The 14,878-nt window shown below is 59.6% G+C and carries 13 protein-coding genes; 2 read left to right on the top strand and 11 right to left on the bottom strand.

Going from position 1 to position 14,878, the window contains the following annotated elements:
• Positions 1–1,079: 1,079 nt before the first annotated feature.
• Positions 1,080–2,465, bottom strand: coding sequence for an IS1182 family transposase (locus tag H663_RS36970; RefSeq protein ID WP_053173824.1), 1,386 nt, complete (start codon positions 2,463–2,465; stop codon positions 1,080–1,082).
• 387 nt (positions 2,466–2,852) lie between these two features.
• On the opposite strand from H663_RS36970, the gene H663_RS36965 reads away from it, so the two are divergent.
• Positions 2,853–3,974 carry an NADH:flavin oxidoreductase/NADH oxidase gene (locus H663_RS36965; RefSeq protein ID WP_053173822.1) on the top strand — a complete coding sequence of 374 codons (1,122 nt, stop codon included), beginning with the start codon at positions 2,853–2,855 and terminating at the stop codon, positions 3,972–3,974.
• Between the two features lie 142 nt (positions 3,975–4,116).
• On the opposite strand, the gene paaK is transcribed toward H663_RS36965, so the two are convergent.
• From paaK to H663_RS36950, 3 genes are read right to left on the bottom strand one after another with little or no spacing between them, the layout of a single operon-like run.
• The gene (gene paaK / locus H663_RS36960) at positions 4,117–5,418 is read right to left on the bottom strand and encodes a phenylacetate--CoA ligase PaaK (RefSeq protein ID WP_053173820.1); all 1,302 of its coding nucleotides are present in this window, start codon (positions 5,416–5,418) and stop codon (positions 4,117–4,119) included.
• A gap of 34 nt (positions 5,419–5,452) precedes the next feature.
• Positions 5,453–5,890, bottom strand: a complete 438-nt coding sequence (gene paaI, locus H663_RS36955; protein WP_420844064.1) for a hydroxyphenylacetyl-CoA thioesterase PaaI — start codon at positions 5,888–5,890, stop codon at positions 5,453–5,455.
• A gap of 13 nt (positions 5,891–5,903) precedes the next feature.
• Complete coding sequence (locus H663_RS36950) at positions 5,904–6,704, bottom strand: enoyl-CoA hydratase-related protein (protein ID WP_053173816.1); 801 nt, start codon at positions 6,702–6,704, stop codon at positions 5,904–5,906.
• 148 nt (positions 6,705–6,852) lie between these two features.
• On the opposite strand from H663_RS36950, the gene H663_RS36945 reads away from it, so the two are divergent.
• Entirely contained in the window at positions 6,853–7,632 is a 780-nt protein-coding gene (locus H663_RS36945; RefSeq protein ID WP_053173814.1) for an enoyl-CoA hydratase, read from the top strand.
• A gap of 593 nt (positions 7,633–8,225) precedes the next feature.
• On the opposite strand, the gene H663_RS36940 is transcribed toward H663_RS36945, so the two are convergent.
• The 7 genes from H663_RS36940 to H663_RS36910 form a co-directional block, all read right to left on the bottom strand.
• The gene (locus H663_RS36940) at positions 8,226–9,116 is read right to left on the bottom strand and encodes a formate dehydrogenase accessory sulfurtransferase FdhD (RefSeq protein WP_053173812.1); all 891 of its coding nucleotides are present in this window, start codon (positions 9,114–9,116) and stop codon (positions 8,226–8,228) included.
• Positions 9,117–9,186: 70 nt separating this feature from the next.
• Entirely contained in the window at positions 9,187–9,549 is a 363-nt protein-coding gene (locus tag H663_RS36935; protein ID WP_053173810.1) for a hypothetical protein, read from the bottom strand.
• A gap of 14 nt (positions 9,550–9,563) precedes the next feature.
• The gene (locus H663_RS36930; protein WP_053176704.1) at positions 9,564–10,745 is read right to left on the bottom strand and encodes a formate dehydrogenase subunit gamma; all 1,182 of its coding nucleotides are present in this window, start codon (positions 10,743–10,745) and stop codon (positions 9,564–9,566) included.
• Positions 10,746–10,762: 17 nt separating this feature from the next.
• Positions 10,763–10,987, bottom strand: a complete 225-nt coding sequence (locus H663_RS36925; protein WP_053173808.1) for a hypothetical protein — start codon at positions 10,985–10,987, stop codon at positions 10,763–10,765.
• A 2-nt stretch (positions 10,988–10,989) separates the two neighbouring features.
• Positions 10,990–11,601: a formate dehydrogenase FDH3 subunit beta gene (gene fdh3B, locus H663_RS36920; protein WP_053173806.1), complete on the bottom strand. Its 612-nt coding sequence runs from the start codon at positions 11,599–11,601 to the stop codon at positions 10,990–10,992.
• Positions 11,602–11,619: 18 nt separating this feature from the next.
• Positions 11,620–14,580: a formate dehydrogenase subunit alpha gene (locus H663_RS36915; protein WP_053173804.1), complete on the bottom strand. Its 2,961-nt coding sequence runs from the start codon at positions 14,578–14,580 to the stop codon at positions 11,620–11,622.
• 43 nt (positions 14,581–14,623) lie between these two features.
• Positions 14,624–14,830: a hypothetical protein gene (locus H663_RS36910; RefSeq protein ID WP_053176702.1), complete on the bottom strand. Its 207-nt coding sequence runs from the start codon at positions 14,828–14,830 to the stop codon at positions 14,624–14,626.
• Positions 14,831–14,878: the final 48 nt, after the last annotated feature.

Here is a 14,878-nt window from a genome sequence, read left to right as displayed (position 1 = left end):
AGGGGTGTCTGTTCAACCAGCGTCGGGGTCTTCGACCGCCGACCTACAAGTTCTTTGGGCATTGAAAACTTCACAGGGGCGAATCCATTGATCTGGCACGCTGAAGTTTGAAATGCGTGAAACATATCCTCTCGTAGGTCGGCACTCGCAGAGTCCGACGTTTCCTTGTTCGGGCACTGCTGCATGAAACAAGCAGGGGTGTCTGTTCAACCAGCGTCGGGGTCTTCGACCGCCGACCTACAAGATCTTTGGGCGTTGAATACTTCACAGGGGCGAATCGATTGATCCGGCACGCTGAAGTTTGAAATGCGTGAAACATGTCCTCTCGCAGGTCGGCACTCGCAGAGTCCGTCGTTTGCTTGTTCGGGCACTGCTTCATGAAACAAGCAGGGGTGTCTGTTCAACCAGCGTCGGGGTCTTCGACCGCCGACCTACAAGTTCTTTGGGCGTTGAAAACTTCACAGGGCCGAATCGATGGATCCGGCACGCTGAAGTTTGAAATTCGTGAGAACTATCGTCTCGTAGGTCGGCACTCGCAGAGTCCGACGTTTGCTTGTTCGAGCACTGCTTCATGAAACAAGCAGGGGTGTCTGTTCAACCAGCGTCGGGGTCTTCGACCGCCGACCTACAAGATCTTTGGGCGTTGAATACTTCACAGGGGCGAATCGATTGATCCGGCACGCTGAAGTTTGAAATGCGTGAAACATGTCCTCTCGCAGGTCGGCACTCGCAGAGTCCGTCGTTTGCTTGTTCGGGCACTGCTGCATGAAACAAGCAGGGATGTCTGTTCAACCAGCGTCGGGGTCTTCGACCGCCGACCTACAAGTTCTTTGGGCATTGCAAACTTCACAGGGGCGAATCCATGGATCTGGCACGCTGAAGTTTGGAATACGTGAGAACTATCGTCTAGGAGGCTGTCGGACTTGAGCCCAAGCGAAGCCAAAACTCTCGGCGAGCCCGCTTTTTTGAACGGCGGCACTTTCATTTTTGCCCGCAGCGATGATTTCCGCGGCCATAACAGCCCTTGCTCTGGTCAATTTATGCCCGATACAGGCCGCGACAGGCCCCTTTTTTCCTGCTCATACCCCTCGCAGAACATGCATTCGCTTGATGTTCCAGGCCATGGTCACCAAGTTCCATTCTCCTTGGGCCTCGTCCAGTCCTCGCATGCTCACCTGGTGCCAGCCCATCACATGCTTGATGATGCCAAACACCGGCTCTGCTGTTTGCTTGCGCAGGGCGTCAAGTGCTCGCCCCGCCGTGGTGCTCAACTCGTGCGCCATGCGTTGCATGGCAGTTGGTTTTTCTGGCTCGGGGGCATCGGGTGCAAAACGCTCCATCACGGGCAGATGATGCGCCTGCCTCTTGAGCGCCAGCAGTGCTTGAACTCCCGCATCCGCGCATGCCTGTGCATTGGCTTGGCTGCAATAGCCGTTGTCTGCAATCAGTGTCTGTACTTGACCCAACTCCAGCGGTAAGGCCTCTATCGCTTTCAGTGTGGGCTCAATCTCACACTTGTCATTGCATGCCTGGCTCACATGCGCGGTCACCACCCACATCGTCTGCGTGTCCACACCGGCTTGGGCGTTGAAGCTTTGCTCAAAGCCCCCGCCTGAGACAGGCATGATGCGCGACTCTTCATCTGTCAAATTGATTTGATCGGTACTCTTGGGGCCTGCTTGCGGCGGCTTGGGCTCAGGGCCTCGGGGCTTGTTACCCGCCTCGCGCTGGGCTTGACGATTGGCCGTTTTGGCCTCGTACTCTTGCTGTTCAAGTTGATGGCGCTCAGCAGCACGCTGCTCGATCTTGGACTTGGCCTTGGCAATGGCGCTCAAGCGCGCTTCGCGCCGGGCGATCTCTGCAGGCACATCCATCCCGTCGGGTATAGCCTGCGTGTCGCTGTCTTCGGCCAAGGCCAGCAGCGTCTGCACCTCCTGGCGCAGTTGCGCTTCGATCTTGTTGGCATGCGCCCATGACAGAGCCTTGTGCTTGCTGGCGTTGGCATTGATCTTGGTGCCGTCCAAGGCGATGTGTCCCAGTTTGAGCAGCTTCATATCGCGCGCCAGCACCAGCACCAGCACCAGCACCAGCACCAGCACCAGCACTTGCACGAACAGTGTCTCCACTTCTTTGATGAAGCGCCTCCGAAATGTGGCCAGCGTGTCGTGGTCCGGGTGCGTGTTGGCCGCTACAAACCGAAAGGCCACCGAGTCATACGTCGCCCTCTCGATCTTGCGACTGGAGTGCACGCCACTGGCGTAGCCGTAGACCAACAGAGCCAGCAGCACCGCTGGGTGATGCGCTGCGGAGCCTCTGCCAGCGTACTGACGGGTCAGTGCGCTCAAATTCAATGGCTCAATGACTTCAACCACGAAGCGGGCCAAGTGGTTTGCAGGAAGCCATTCATCTACTGAGGGTGGCAACAAGTAAGAGGTGTCACGGTCTACAGTTACAAAGCGGCTCATCGGAAAGAACTCGGCATCATTTGGATGGTGCAATTGTCCATGGCGCGGAGCTTGTTGAGAATAAGGGAAAGTCCGACAGACTCCTAGCAGGTCGGCACTCGCAGAGTCCTACGTTTGCTTGTTCGGGCACTGCTGCATGAAACAAGCAGGGGTGTCTGTTCAACCAGCGTCGGGGTCTTCGACCGCCGACCTACAAGTTCTTTGGGCATTGAAAACTTCACAGGGGCGAATCGATAGGTGAAATATGCCCACACAGCCTCAGTGCCTGTTGTCGCACAGCGGATAAGGCAACACCCAAGCCCCACCTAAGATGCTCACCAGTTTAGCCAGTTTTATTGGTTTGACCTGTTGAACTCCTGCCCTTGGCCTTCACCATTTCGACACCTCATGAGCCTGCTCTTCACGCCTTTCACCTTCAACGCGCCCAACGGCCCGCTCACCTTGCCCAACCGCATCGTGGTCGCTCCCATGTGCCAATACTCGGCTGACCACGGCCAAGCCACCGACTGGCACCTGACGCACTGGACCAACCTGCTCAACAGCGGCGCGGGCCTGTTCACCATCGAGGCCACAGCGGTGTCGGCCGTGGGCCGCATCAGCCCGGGGTGCCTGGGCCTGTGGGACGACGCGACGCAGGCGGCGCTGGGTGACAAACTGCACCGCGCCCGCCGCTTGGCCCCGCGCATGCCGGTGTGCATCCAGATCAGCCACGCGGGCCGCAAGGCTTCAAGCGCTGCCCCTTGGGACGGCGGCATGCTGATCGCCCCTGAAGACGGCGGCTGGCAAACCGTGGCACCCAGCGCCCTGCCCCACTTGCCCCAAGAAGCCGCCCCCACCGAGCTGAGCCTGGCCGACATCGCGCAAATCAAGGCCGACTTCGTCAACACCGCCCGGCGCAGCCACGCGCTGGGCATTGAGGCGGTGGAATTGCACGCCGCGCACGGCTATTTGCTGCACCAGTTTTTGTCACCCATCTCCAACCAGCGCACCGACGCGTATGGCGGCTCGTTTGAAAACCGCATCCGCTTTCCGCTGGAAGTCTTCAAAGCCGTGCGCGAAGCTTTTGGCGGCACGCTGGGCATGCGCATTTCGGGCACCGACTGGGTTCAAGGCGGCTGGACGATCGAAGAGACTTCTGAATTGTCTGTCCTGATCAAACAAGCGGGCGCGCAGTTCGTGCACATCTCGTCGGGCGGTGTGTCACCCCAGCAAAAAATTCCTTTGGGCCCCGAGTACCAAGTGCACCTGGCCAAAGCCGTCAAGGAAGCTTCAGGCCTGACCACCTTGGCCGTGGGCCTGATCACAGAAGCCGCCCAAGCCGAAGCCGTGTTGCAGCGTGGCGACGCCGATCTGGTGGCGCTGGCACGCAGCTTTTTGTACAACCCACGCTGGGCCTGGAAAGCCGCCGCCGAGCTGCAAGGCCAAGTTCAGGCCAGCAGCCCCTACTGGCGCTGCCTGCCGCGTGAGGCAGCGGGGATTTTTGGCGCAGCAAAAATCGGCATGCGCTAAGGCCAACAGGCCAACATGCCAGCGTGTGGTCTTGCCCTTGACGGCCGTTGTCCGGCTGTTTGATCACCGACCGCCGAGAACGTTTGCTGATGGTCGGTGATTCAAGGGTGCGCCCCTTGTGAAGGGGGCAGATGGAAACCGCTTACTTGCTGCGCAAATCCACCACGCGCTTGGCCTTGCCCTGACTGCGTTCGACGCTGCCCTCGGGCTTGAGCTCAATCGCCACACTGGAGCCAATGAACACCTTGATCTCGTGCTGCAGCTGTTTGGCCGCAGCGCGGGCCTCCGTGCTGTCAGGGGCTACGCCTGGCTTGGTTTCGACCACCACTTTCAGGTCGTCCATCGGGCCTTCGCGGGTCAACACACACTGGTAGTGCGGGGCCAACTCGTCACGCTTCAAAATCAGTTCTTCGATCTGGCTGGGGAACACGTTCACGCCCCGGATGATCATCATGTCGTCGCTGCGGCCGGTGATCTTTTCCATGCGACGCATGGTGCGCGCGGTGCCGGGCAGCAGACGCGTCAGGTCACGGGTGCGGTAGCGGATGATGGGCAGCGCTTCTTTGGTCAGGCTGGTGAAGACCAACTCGCCCATTTCGCCATCGGCCACCGGCTCGCCCGTCTCGGGGTTGATGATCTCGGGGTAGAAGTGGTCTTCCCAGATGGTCGGGCCGTCTTTGGTCTCGATGCATTCGCTGGCCACACCCGGCCCCATCACTTCAGACAGGCCATAGATGTCGACCGCATCGATATTCATGCGCTTTTCAATCGCCTGGCGCATGTCGTTGGTCCAGGGCTCAGCGCCAAAGATGCCGATGCGCAGCGAACTGGTTTTGGGGTCGATGCCTTGACGCTCAAATTCGTCGGCAATCGCCAGCATATAGCTGGGCGTGACCATGATGATGTTGGACTTGAAGTCCTGAATCAGTTGCACTTGGCGCTCGGTCTGGCCGCCACCAAAAGGCACGACCGTGAGGCCCAATTTTTCGGCACCGTAATGCGCGCCCATGCCGCCGGTGAAGAGGCCATAGCCGTAGCTGATGTGCACCATGTCACCGGGCTTGGCACCGCCCGCGCGGATGCTTCGGGCCACCACGTTGGACCAGGTGTCGATGTCTTTGAGGGTGTAACCCACGACCGTGGGTTTGCCGGTGGTGCCGCTGGAGGCATGGATGCGGGCGCAGTTTTCACGCGGTACGGCAAACATGTCAAAGGGGTAGCTGTCGCGCAGGTCGGCTTTGGTGGTGAACGGAAACTTGGCGATGTCGGCCAGTGTTTTGCAGTCGTCGGGGTGCACGCCTGCGGCGTCAAACTTGGCGCGGTACACGGGTGAATTGGCATAGGCATGTTGCAGCGTTTGCTTCAAGCGCTTGAGCTGCAGGCTGCGCAGCTCGTCAATGCTGGCCTTTTCAATCGGCTCAAGGGGGAAGGCTTTATCAGTCATAAGGTTCTCCAGATTCAAAATCAATAAAGGGGTTTCACTCGGGCACAACGGTGCCCTGAATTTGCGCGCTCTTGCCGCGGAACATGGCAATCACTTCACCGTTTTGGTTGCTGACTTTCATGTCGTAAATGCCATGGCGGCCGCTGAGCGTTTGCTCAAGGCCTTCACAGGTCAGCACATCGCCGAGCCTGCCTGGCTTCAAAAATTCGATGCTGCAACCGGCCGCCACCGCGTTTTTGTTGTAACTGTTGCAGGCAAAGGCAAAGGTGGAATCGGCCAGTGTGAAGATGAAGCCGCCGTGGCAGATCTTGTGACCGTTCAGGTGCAGCTCTTTGACCACCATGCGCATCAGGGCGCGGCCGGGCTCGCAGGCCAGCAGTTCCATGCCCATGGTGTCTTTGGAGGCCACATCGACTGCGAACATGGTGTCGCCCACCAAACGGGCGAGGGCTTTGGGGTCTGGGGTACTCATCATTCTCCTTCGATCATTGGCCCGTGAATTGCGGGGCGCGTTTTTGCAAAAAGGCGTTCACGCCTTCCATGTAGTCGTGCGTTTTGCCCAGGGCCGATTGCGTATCACGTTCGACGTTCAGGTGCGTGTCCAGCGAGCGGGTGCCCGCATCGCGCAGCAAGTGGCGTGTGGCCACCAGGGCTTTGGTCGGCAAGACGGCCAACTTGTCGGCCAGCGCCAGGGCGGTGGCCACGCAGTCCTCGGCCACCTCCCAAATCAAGCCCCACTCTTTGGCTTTGTCGGCGCTCAACTTGTCACCCGTCATGGCCAAGGCCATGGCGCGGGGCAGGCCCAAACGCTCGACCAGCAACCAGCTGCCACCAGCGTCGGGAATCAGGCCAATCTTGCTGAAGGCCTGCACGAAACTGGCAGTCGGCGCGGCAATGGCAATGTCACACGCCATGGCCACCGACGCACCGGCACCAGCCGCTACGCCGTTGACGGCGCAAATGACCGGCATGCGCAGCGACTGCAGGCGGCGTGTGGTGGGGTTGAAGGCGTCATTGATCACCGGACCGGGGTCGGCGCGCTCCAGCAAGCCGGGGCCAGGGGTGAAATCGAGTTCCGACAAATCGAGGCCTGCACAAAAGCCACGACCTGCGCCGGTCAACACCAAAGCGCGCACGTTGGGGTTGGCCTCGGCCTGGTCAAATGCCGCCCACAAGGACTGGTGCATTTCGCGTGTGAAACTGTTGAGGGCTTGCGGGCGGTTGAGTGTGACCAGCGCCACAGCGCCTCGCACTTCATACAACACCGATGCGGTGGATTCGGTCATGTCGTTTCTCCTGAACCCGTGAATGTACCATTAACCGACCGATCGGTTGGTTAATGTTTTCCCTATGCAATCGACAACGCCAGAGCGACAGGTTCGGTACAGGGGGCGTGGTTATAGTCACCGTTTGACACCACTGCTGGAGAAACCCATGAGTTACGAAAACATTGAAGTCCGCACCGAAGGTGGCCAGGTGGGCATCATCACCCTCAACCGCCCCAAAGCGCTGAACGCCCTGAACGGCCCGCTGATGGACGAGCTGGGCACAGCCCTCAAAGCCTTCGACGAAGACGAAGCCATAGGCTGCATCATCATCACCGGCAGCGAAAAAGCCTTTGCAGCCGGAGCCGACATCGCGGCCATGGCCAAGTTCAATTTCCATGAAGTTTACAAAAACGACTTCATCACCCGCAACTGGGAAACCATCCGCAGCATTCGTAAGCCAGTGATCGCGGCCGTGAGCGGCTTTGCACTGGGCGGTGGTTGCGAGCTGGCCATGATGTGCGACTTCATCATCGCCGCTGACAACGCCAAATTTGGTCAACCCGAAATCAAGATCGGCATCATCCCCGGCGCAGGCGGCACACAGCGTCTGCCCCGCGCCATGGGCAAGTCCAAGGCCATGGACCTGGTGCTCACCGGGCGCATGATGGACGCCCAAGAGGCCGAGCGCGGCGGCTTGGTCAGCCGCGTGGTGCCGCTGGACAAGCTGATGGATGAAGCCCTGGGCGCCGCTTTGATGATCTGTGGCTACGGCCGGTTGTCGGTGATGGCGGCCAAGGAAAGCGTGAACCGCGCCTTTGAAAGCGGCCTGAGTGACGGGGTGATGTTTGAGCGCCGCATCTTCCACGGCCTGTTTGCTACTGCTGACCAAAAAGAAGGCATGGATGCATTTTTGAACAAGCGCGCCCCGAAGTTCATCCACGGCTGATGGGCTTGGCACCCCGGCGCAAGTGCCCAAGCTTTGGTGACAGAGTTCTGAGGGCGTGTCCCACGCCCATCGCGCTCGGTGTGCGACCTGCTGATCCGGCACGCTGAAGTTTGAAATGCGAGAGACATGTCATCGCGTACGTCGGTACTCGAAGAGTCCGACGTTTAAGCGCTTCGGCACAGGCTCATGTCAGGGTCTTCGCACGCCAACGGCAAGGACTCGCAGGTCGGTACTCGAAGAGTCCAACGTTCGTCCGCTTCGGCACAGGCCCATGTCGGGGTCTTCCCACGCCAACGGCAAGGAATCGCAGGTCGGTACTCGAAGAGTCCGTCGTTTGGCCGCTTCGGCACAGGCCCATGTCGGGGTCTTCCCTCGCCAACGGCAAGGAATCGTATGTCGGTACTCGAAGAGTCCGACGTTTGGCCGCTTCGGCACAGGACCATGTCGAGGTCTTCAACCATCGACAACATCTTTGAGCTTTGAAAACTTCACAGGGCCGAATCAATAGAGAAAGATCGACTCAATCCCCCTGATCAAGCTCCTGGCCATGGGCAGGAGCCCTCCCCTGTGGCCAATGTGTCACTGGCCTTCACTCAGTGGGCTGTCGTCAACAGTTCGGGCTGCCAGACCATGCGCTCTGGGGCGCTGAAGCACAAAAAGCGTTTGTTGGTGGCGCGGCCGATGGCGCATAGGCCCAAGCGCTTGGCCACGTCGAGGCCCATTTGCGTGATTCCGCTGCGCGACACCACCACGGGCACGCCCATCTGGGCAGACTTGATGACCATCTCGCTGGTCAAGCGCCCTGTGGTGTAGAACACCTTGTCTTGGCCGCTCACATCGTTCATCCACATCCAGCCAGCGATGGTGTCCACCGCGTTGTGACGACCCACATCTTCTACAAACATCAGCATTTGCTCGCCCTGAAACAGCGCACAGCCGTGCACAGAGCCAGACGATTTGTAGGTGGTCTCTTGCAGGCGGATGGCGTTGACCAAACCATAGAGTTGGCCTTGCGTGATCTGGGCGGGAGGCAATTGAATCTCGTCAATGTGGGCCATGAGGTCGCCAAACACGCTGCCCTGACCGCAACCGGTGGTCACCACGCGGTCAGCACTGCGCTCGATCACCACCTGGGCGTCAGCACGGGTTTTGACAGCGGCCACACCAGGCTCCCCCACCTCACCTTCGCCGATTGTCCAGTCCACGGTGATGGATTCGATCTGGTCCACCGAATCGATCAGGCGCTGGTTGCGCAAAAAGCCCAGGACCAACCACTCGGGCTCTGCCCCCAAGGTCATCAGGGTGACGAGCTCTTTTTTATCAAGGTAAATGGTGAGCGCGCGTTCAGCCGGGATTTGCGTGTGGGATGTTTCGCCCAACTCATTGCTGACCTGCACGGTGCGCGTAAGCGGAGCGCGTGCATGGGTGATGTGCGGCTTGCGCGGGGCCAAACTGGCAGCAGGGGCGTTCAAAACAACTGACATGGCTTGAGCCTAACGCAAAAATCCCTCGCCGTGACCGGCGAGGGATTTTGAATGCGCGACTGGAATGGGATCAGCCTTTTTTGGCGGGTGCGGTTGGCGCTGCAGGCTTTGCGGCTGCAGGTGCTGCAGGTGCTGCAGGTGCAACAGTTGCAGGCGCTGCGGCCGTCACCTCCGCAGGCTTGTAAGCACCAGGGTCCACACAAGCGGGCGTGGCCGTGGGTGCAGCTTTGCCTTTGCCATTGGTTTTGTAATAGTGCGCAGCCACTTTTTCGCGGGACTTGCACAGTTGAAAGTCGGCCACTTTGTTGCCGTGCGCGGTCTTGGCCGCAGCCTCGGCCGCTTTGGCCTTGGCTTCTTCGCTGGGGGCAGGCAGTTTGGCCGCAGCACCGAAGCTGATGGCCAATGTAAACATGACAAGCAGGTGTTTTTTCATGGTGTTCTCCTGGCTCAAACCGAAGCCGTAGATGCAGGGGCAGCAGGTGTGGAAGCGGAAGGGATGGAGCGCTGCACCGGGATCTTGCCTGCCTTGATGTCGTCGTACCAAAGCTGGTGGTGCTCTTTGGCCCAGGTCTCGTCCACATAGCCTTCGCGCATGGCCTTGTAGGCCCCGCGCATGCCGATGGTGCCCATGTAGATGTGACCGATGAACATGGCCATCATGAACAAGGTGGCGACACCGTGGATCATGTTGGCAATCTGCATGGTGCTGCGCTCATAAATGAGGCCAGGGATCAGCATGTCCAGCACCAGGCCGGACGCCACCACGATGGCCCCCAGGAACAGCACACCGCCCCAGAACACCACCTTTTCACCGGCATTGAAGCGGTGCGATGGCACTTCGGTGCCGGAAAACAGGCCACCGCCCTTGAGCAACCAGACCAGGTCGTCCTTGCTGGGCAGGTTGTCCTTGAAGAAAGTGACAAACACCACCACCAGCGACACCGCAAACAAAGGACCTGCAAAGTTGTGCAGGTTTTTCATCGCATAGCTCAACCAGCCAAACAAGGTGCCCCCCATGATGGGCAGCAAGAAGAATTTCCCAAAGGCCATGATGATGCCCGAGATGGCCAGCGACACAAAGGCAATGGCGTTGGCCCAGTGGGCTGAGCGCTCAAACGGGGTGAAGCGTTCGATCTTGCGGCCGGTTTCCTGGCCGTGTAACTCCATCGTGCCTTTGCTGAAATAAAACAGCGCCATCGCACCTGCGGCAATCAGCAACAAGGCCGCACCATAAGGGATGATGATGTTGTTGCGCACCTGACGCCAGGACTCACCGGCCGAAGCCAGGCGCGAGCCGGGATATTGCACAAAGGGCTGGATCAAGTTGCCCGCCTCGGGGGCCTGGCTTTTGGGCAGGCTGGTGTAGCCGGTCACGCCCTGCCCTACCGCGCGCCACATGGGCGCGTTGTTGCCGGGCTGGACTTGGCCGCGCTCGGCGTTGGTCTGGTCCTTGTACTTCGGATCGGCGTCTGCACCGGGCGCGATCTGGAAGATGTTGGCGCTTTTCACGCCCAAGCTGTTGTCAGCCGCGGCCGTAGATGGCGCGGGCGCTGTGGCAGGGGCCTGCGTCTGGGCGGCAACGCCCCACGCGGCCACAGCCAACCCGATGGTCAGTAAGAAGCGACGCATGAACTTCTCCTTGGCGCTCACTTGGGTGCGCGAACGTGGTCGTTTTGGCCGTAAGTGGCACGGGCCTTGAGGTGGTTGGCCCAAGCGTCTTTGTCTCCGGCTTTCCAGCCCGCTTCAGTGAAAGAGGCCACGCCAGTGCCACTGTAGGCAGGCTTGTCGGTTCGCACGCCCTTGACCTCTTGCGGCTTTTCGCCGCAAGCCACCAACAAGGCTGCGCTGCACATGATGAACGCTGCTTTCATGATCAGGCTCCTTGCTTGGCTGGTTTGGCTTGGTTGCCGTAAGCGGTGCCCCAGCCCCAGACTTCGGCACCCTTGCCACGGCTGATCACACGGCCCCGCAAGATGTCGGTGATGACATCGCCGTCACCGGCCAGCAAGGCCTTGGTCGAGCACATTTCGGCGCATGCAGGCAGCTTGCCTTCAGCCAAGCGGTTGCGGCCGTATTTCTCGAACTCGGCTTGGCTGCCGTGCTCTTCGGGGCCGCCAGCGCAGAAGGTGCACTTGTCCATTTTGCCGCGCACACCAAAGGTGCCTTGGCTTGGGAACTGCGGTGCACCAAAGGGGCAGGCATAGGAGCAGTAACCGCAGCCAATGCAGATGTCCTTGTCGTGGAGCACCACGCCCTCTTCGGTCTTGTAGAAGCAGTTGACTGGACAGACCGCCATGCAAGGGGCATCCGAGCAGTGCATGCAGGCCACCGAGATCGACTTTTCACCGGGAACGCCGTCGTTCAAGGTGACCACGCGGCGGCGATTCACGCCCCACGGGACTTCGTGTTCGTTTTTGCAAGCGGTGACGCAGCCGTTGCATTCAATGCAGCGCTCTGCATCGCAGATGAATTTCATTCGTGCCATCGTGTTCTCCTGGGGCGCTTAGGCTTTTTCGATGTTGCAGATGGTGGTCTTGGTTTCTTGCATCATGGTGACGCTGTCGTAACCGTAGGTCGTGGCGGTGTTGACAGCCTCACCGCGCACAATGGGCGCGGCCCCTTTGGGGTAATGCGCCAGCATGTCGGCACCTTGCCAACGACCCGAGAAGTGGAAAGGCATCCACACCGTGCCCGTGTCCACGCGCTCGGTGACCATGGCCTGCACGTCCAGACGCGCACCTGTGGCACCCAGCAGCCAGACGCGGTCGCCGTTGCGAATACCCCGATCAGCCGCTGTTTTGGGGTTGATCTCGACATAGGCCTCTTGCTGCAATTCAGCCAGCCAGGGGTTGGCACGGGTTTCCTCGCCGCCGCCTTCGTACTCGACCAAACGGCCCGAGGTCAGGATCAGCGGGAACTTTTCGTGCATTTTGTCGGCGATGTTCTTGTCCTGCACGGTCTTGAACAAGGTGGGCAGACGCCAGAAAGCCTTGCGGTCATCGTGCGTGGGGTACTTGACCATCATGTCCGGACGGGTGCCGTACAGCGGCTCGCGGTGCTGAGGAATGGGATCGGGGAAGTTCCAGACCACAGCCCGCGCCTTGGCGTTGCCAAAGGGGTGGCAGCCGTGTCCTTTCATGAACACACGGATCATGCCGCCCGATGAATCGGTCTTCCAGTTCTTGCCTTCTGCCTTGGCTTTTTCGGCCTCGGTCAGTTCGTCCCACCAGCCCAGCTTTTTCAGCAGGATGTGGTCGAGCTCGGGGTAACCGGTGGTGATGTCAGCGCCCATCGAATGTGAGCCATCTTCGGCCAGCAGGCTCTTGCCTTCGCGTTCCACACCAAAGTTGGCGCGGAAGTTACCGCCGCCTTCCATGACGTGCTTGGAGGTGTCGTAAAGGTTGGGCGATCCGGGGTGCTTGAGTTCGGGCGTGCCGTAGCAAGGCCATGGCAGGCCGAAATAGTCGCCCGTGAAGTCGTAACCGGTTTCCTTGTCTTTGCCGCCTTTGGCCTTCAGGGTCTTCACGTCGAACACGTTCATGTTCTTCATGTGGGCCTTCAGGCGCTCAGGGCTTTGGCCGGTGTAGCCAATGGTCCACACGCACTTGTTGATTTCGCGCAGGATGTCTTCGGGCACGGGCTCGTCCATGCCGCCGACTTTTTGCATCTTGTAGTTCTTGGACAGCTCTTTGGCAAAGCCGAGTTTTTCGGCCAGCTGGTGCATGATCATGTGATCGGAACGGCTCTCCCACAAGGGCTCAATGACCTTCTCGCGCCACTGGATCGAGCGGTTGGAGGCGGTGCAAGAACCACTGGTCTCGAACTGCGTGGCAGCCGGCAGAAGGTACACGGCACGGTTGGGGTTCAGGTCTTCGGCCTTGCCGGGCATGGCGGCCATGGCCGCTGTGGCCGATGGATACGGATCGACCACCACCAACAAGTCCAGCTTGTCCATGGCGCGTTTCATGTCCAGACCGCGGGTTTGTGAGTTGGGGGCATGGCCCCAATAGAACACGCCGCGCAGGTTGCTGTCCTGGTCGATCAACTCGTTGTTCTCCAGCACACCGTCAATCCAGCGGGAAACGGTGATGCCGTTCTTGCCCATCATGGCGGGGCTGGCGAACTGTTTTTTGATCCACTCGAAGTCAACGCCCCAAGTGTTGGCGAAATGCTTCCACGAGCCTTCGGCCAGGCCGTAGTAGCCGGGCAGTGAATCGGGGTTGGGACCGACGTCGGTCGCGCCCTGCACGTTGTCGTGGCCACGGAAAATGTTGGTGCCGCCGCCGGTCTTGCCCACGTTGCCCAGCGCCAGCTGCAAGATGCAAGACGCACGCACCATGGCGTTGCCAATCGTGTGCTGGGTCTGGCCCATGCACCAGACGATGGTGCCCGGGTTGTTGTCGTGCAGCATCTTGGCAATCTTGAACATCTGCTCTTCTTTGACGCCGCAAGCTTCTTCCACCTTGTCGGGCGTCCACTTGGCCAACACTTCGGCCTTGACGGCTTCCATGCCATACACGCGGTCGTTGATGTACTTCTTGTCTTCCCAGCCGTTTTTGAAGATGTGATAAACCAGACCGAACAGGAATGGAATGTCGGTGCCCGAGCGGATGCGCACGAATTCGTCGGCCTTGGCGGCGGTGCGGGTGAAACGTGGGTCCACCACGATCATCTTGCAGCCGTTTTCCTTGGCGTGCAGCATGTGCAGCATGGACACAGGGTGGGCTTCTGCGGCGTTAGAGCCGATGTACAAAGCGACCTTGCTGTTTTGCATGTCGTTGTACGAGTTGGTCATGGCGCCATAACCCCAGGTGTTGGCCACACCGGCCACCGTGGTGGAGTGGCAAATGCGGGCCTGGTGGTCGCAGTTGTTGGTGCCCCAGAAGCTCACGAACTTGCGCAGCAAATAGGCCTGTTCGTTGTTGTGCTTGGACGAGCCGATGTAGTAAACGCTGTCTGGGCCGCTGGCCTTTTTGAGCTCCAGCATCTTGGCACTGATCTCGTTGAGCGCCACGTCCCAACTGATGCGCTCGTATTTGCCATTGACCAGCTTCATGGGGTAGCGCAGCCGGTACTCGCCATGGCCGTGCTCGCGCAATGCCGCGCCTTTGGCGCAGTGAGCACCCAAATTGATGGGTGAATCGAACACTGCTTCTTGGCGAACCCAGACGCCGTTTTCCACCACCGCATCGACCGCGCAACCCACTGAGCAGTGGGTGCAGATGGTGCGTTTAACTTCGACCTTGCCTGCGCCCGTGATGGACTTGGCAGTGGCGGCCTGCGCTTTTTGCACCAAGCTCAACTGAGATGCAGCCAAGCCCACCCCTACACCCAAACCAGAGCGACGCAAAAAACTTCGGCGATCCAGCGTGGGCAGGGCCTGTGACAAACCACGGCGCAAACTGTGGATGAAAGGGGATGAAGTGGCACCCGTGGTGCCGGTGGTTTTTTTGGTCAGCAACATGGAGAGCTCCAGTTGGGGATGAACAGGAAAGAGAGACGAAAAATCAGACGCGGGTGGTCTTGTAGTACTGCTGAACGTGCTCGCTCAGGGTGTAACCACCGCCACGCGTGGGTTTAGGCAAGGCAGGGGCAGCAGGCACTGCCTGTTGGACCACACCAGGCAAAACGGCCGTAGCCGCTGCCACAGCGCCCACTGTGGCAGCCCCGGAAAACAGGGTGCGGCGCGAAAGAGAAGAAGTTTTGGAAGACATCAAAGACTCCTGAAAGAGGGACAAGGTGATGGCTTTACGGAGCACTCA

Source organism: Limnohabitans planktonicus II-D5, from assembly GCF_001270065.2.
Taxonomy (GTDB): Bacteria; Pseudomonadota; Gammaproteobacteria; order Burkholderiales; family Burkholderiaceae_C; genus Limnohabitans_A; species Limnohabitans_A planktonicus.
This window is presented reverse-complemented; position numbering and strand designations above follow the sequence as displayed.

What these genes read in the sequence shown, in the direction of transcription:
- H663_RS36950 (WP_053173816.1), bottom strand. Translation starts at nt 6,704, where the DNA reads ATGACCGAATCCACCGCATCGGTGTTGTATGAAGTGCGAGGCGCTGTG.
- paaK (WP_053173820.1), bottom strand. Translation starts at nt 5,418, where the DNA reads ATGACTGATAAAGCCTTCCCCCTTGAGCCGATTGAAAAGGCCAGCATT.
- H663_RS36970 (WP_053173824.1), bottom strand. Translation starts at nt 2,465, where the DNA reads ATGAGCCGCTTTGTAACTGTAGACCGTGACACCTCTTACTTGTTGCCA.
- H663_RS36935 (WP_053173810.1), bottom strand. Translation starts at nt 9,549, where the DNA reads ATGAAAAAACACCTGCTTGTCATGTTTACATTGGCCATCAGCTTCGGT.
- H663_RS36945 (WP_053173814.1), top strand. Translation starts at nt 6,853, where the DNA reads ATGAGTTACGAAAACATTGAAGTCCGCACCGAAGGTGGCCAGGTGGGC.
- H663_RS36925 (WP_053173808.1), bottom strand. Translation starts at nt 10,987, where the DNA reads ATGAAAGCAGCGTTCATCATGTGCAGCGCAGCCTTGTTGGTGGCTTGC.
- H663_RS36965 (WP_053173822.1), top strand. Translation starts at nt 2,853, where the DNA reads ATGAGCCTGCTCTTCACGCCTTTCACCTTCAACGCGCCCAACGGCCCG.
- H663_RS36910 (WP_053176702.1), bottom strand. Translation starts at nt 14,830, where the DNA reads ATGTCTTCCAAAACTTCTTCTCTTTCGCGCCGCACCCTGTTTTCCGGG.
- H663_RS36930 (WP_053176704.1), bottom strand. Translation starts at nt 10,745, where the DNA reads ATGCGTCGCTTCTTACTGACCATCGGGTTGGCTGTGGCCGCGTGGGGC.
- fdh3B (WP_053173806.1), bottom strand. Translation starts at nt 11,601, where the DNA reads ATGGCACGAATGAAATTCATCTGCGATGCAGAGCGCTGCATTGAATGC.
- H663_RS36940 (WP_053173812.1), bottom strand. Translation starts at nt 9,116, where the DNA reads ATGTCAGTTGTTTTGAACGCCCCTGCTGCCAGTTTGGCCCCGCGCAAG.
- paaI (WP_420844064.1), bottom strand. Translation starts at nt 5,890, where the DNA reads ATGAGTACCCCAGACCCCAAAGCCCTCGCCCGTTTGGTGGGCGACACC.
- H663_RS36915 (WP_053173804.1), bottom strand. Translation starts at nt 14,580, where the DNA reads ATGTTGCTGACCAAAAAAACCACCGGCACCACGGGTGCCACTTCATCC.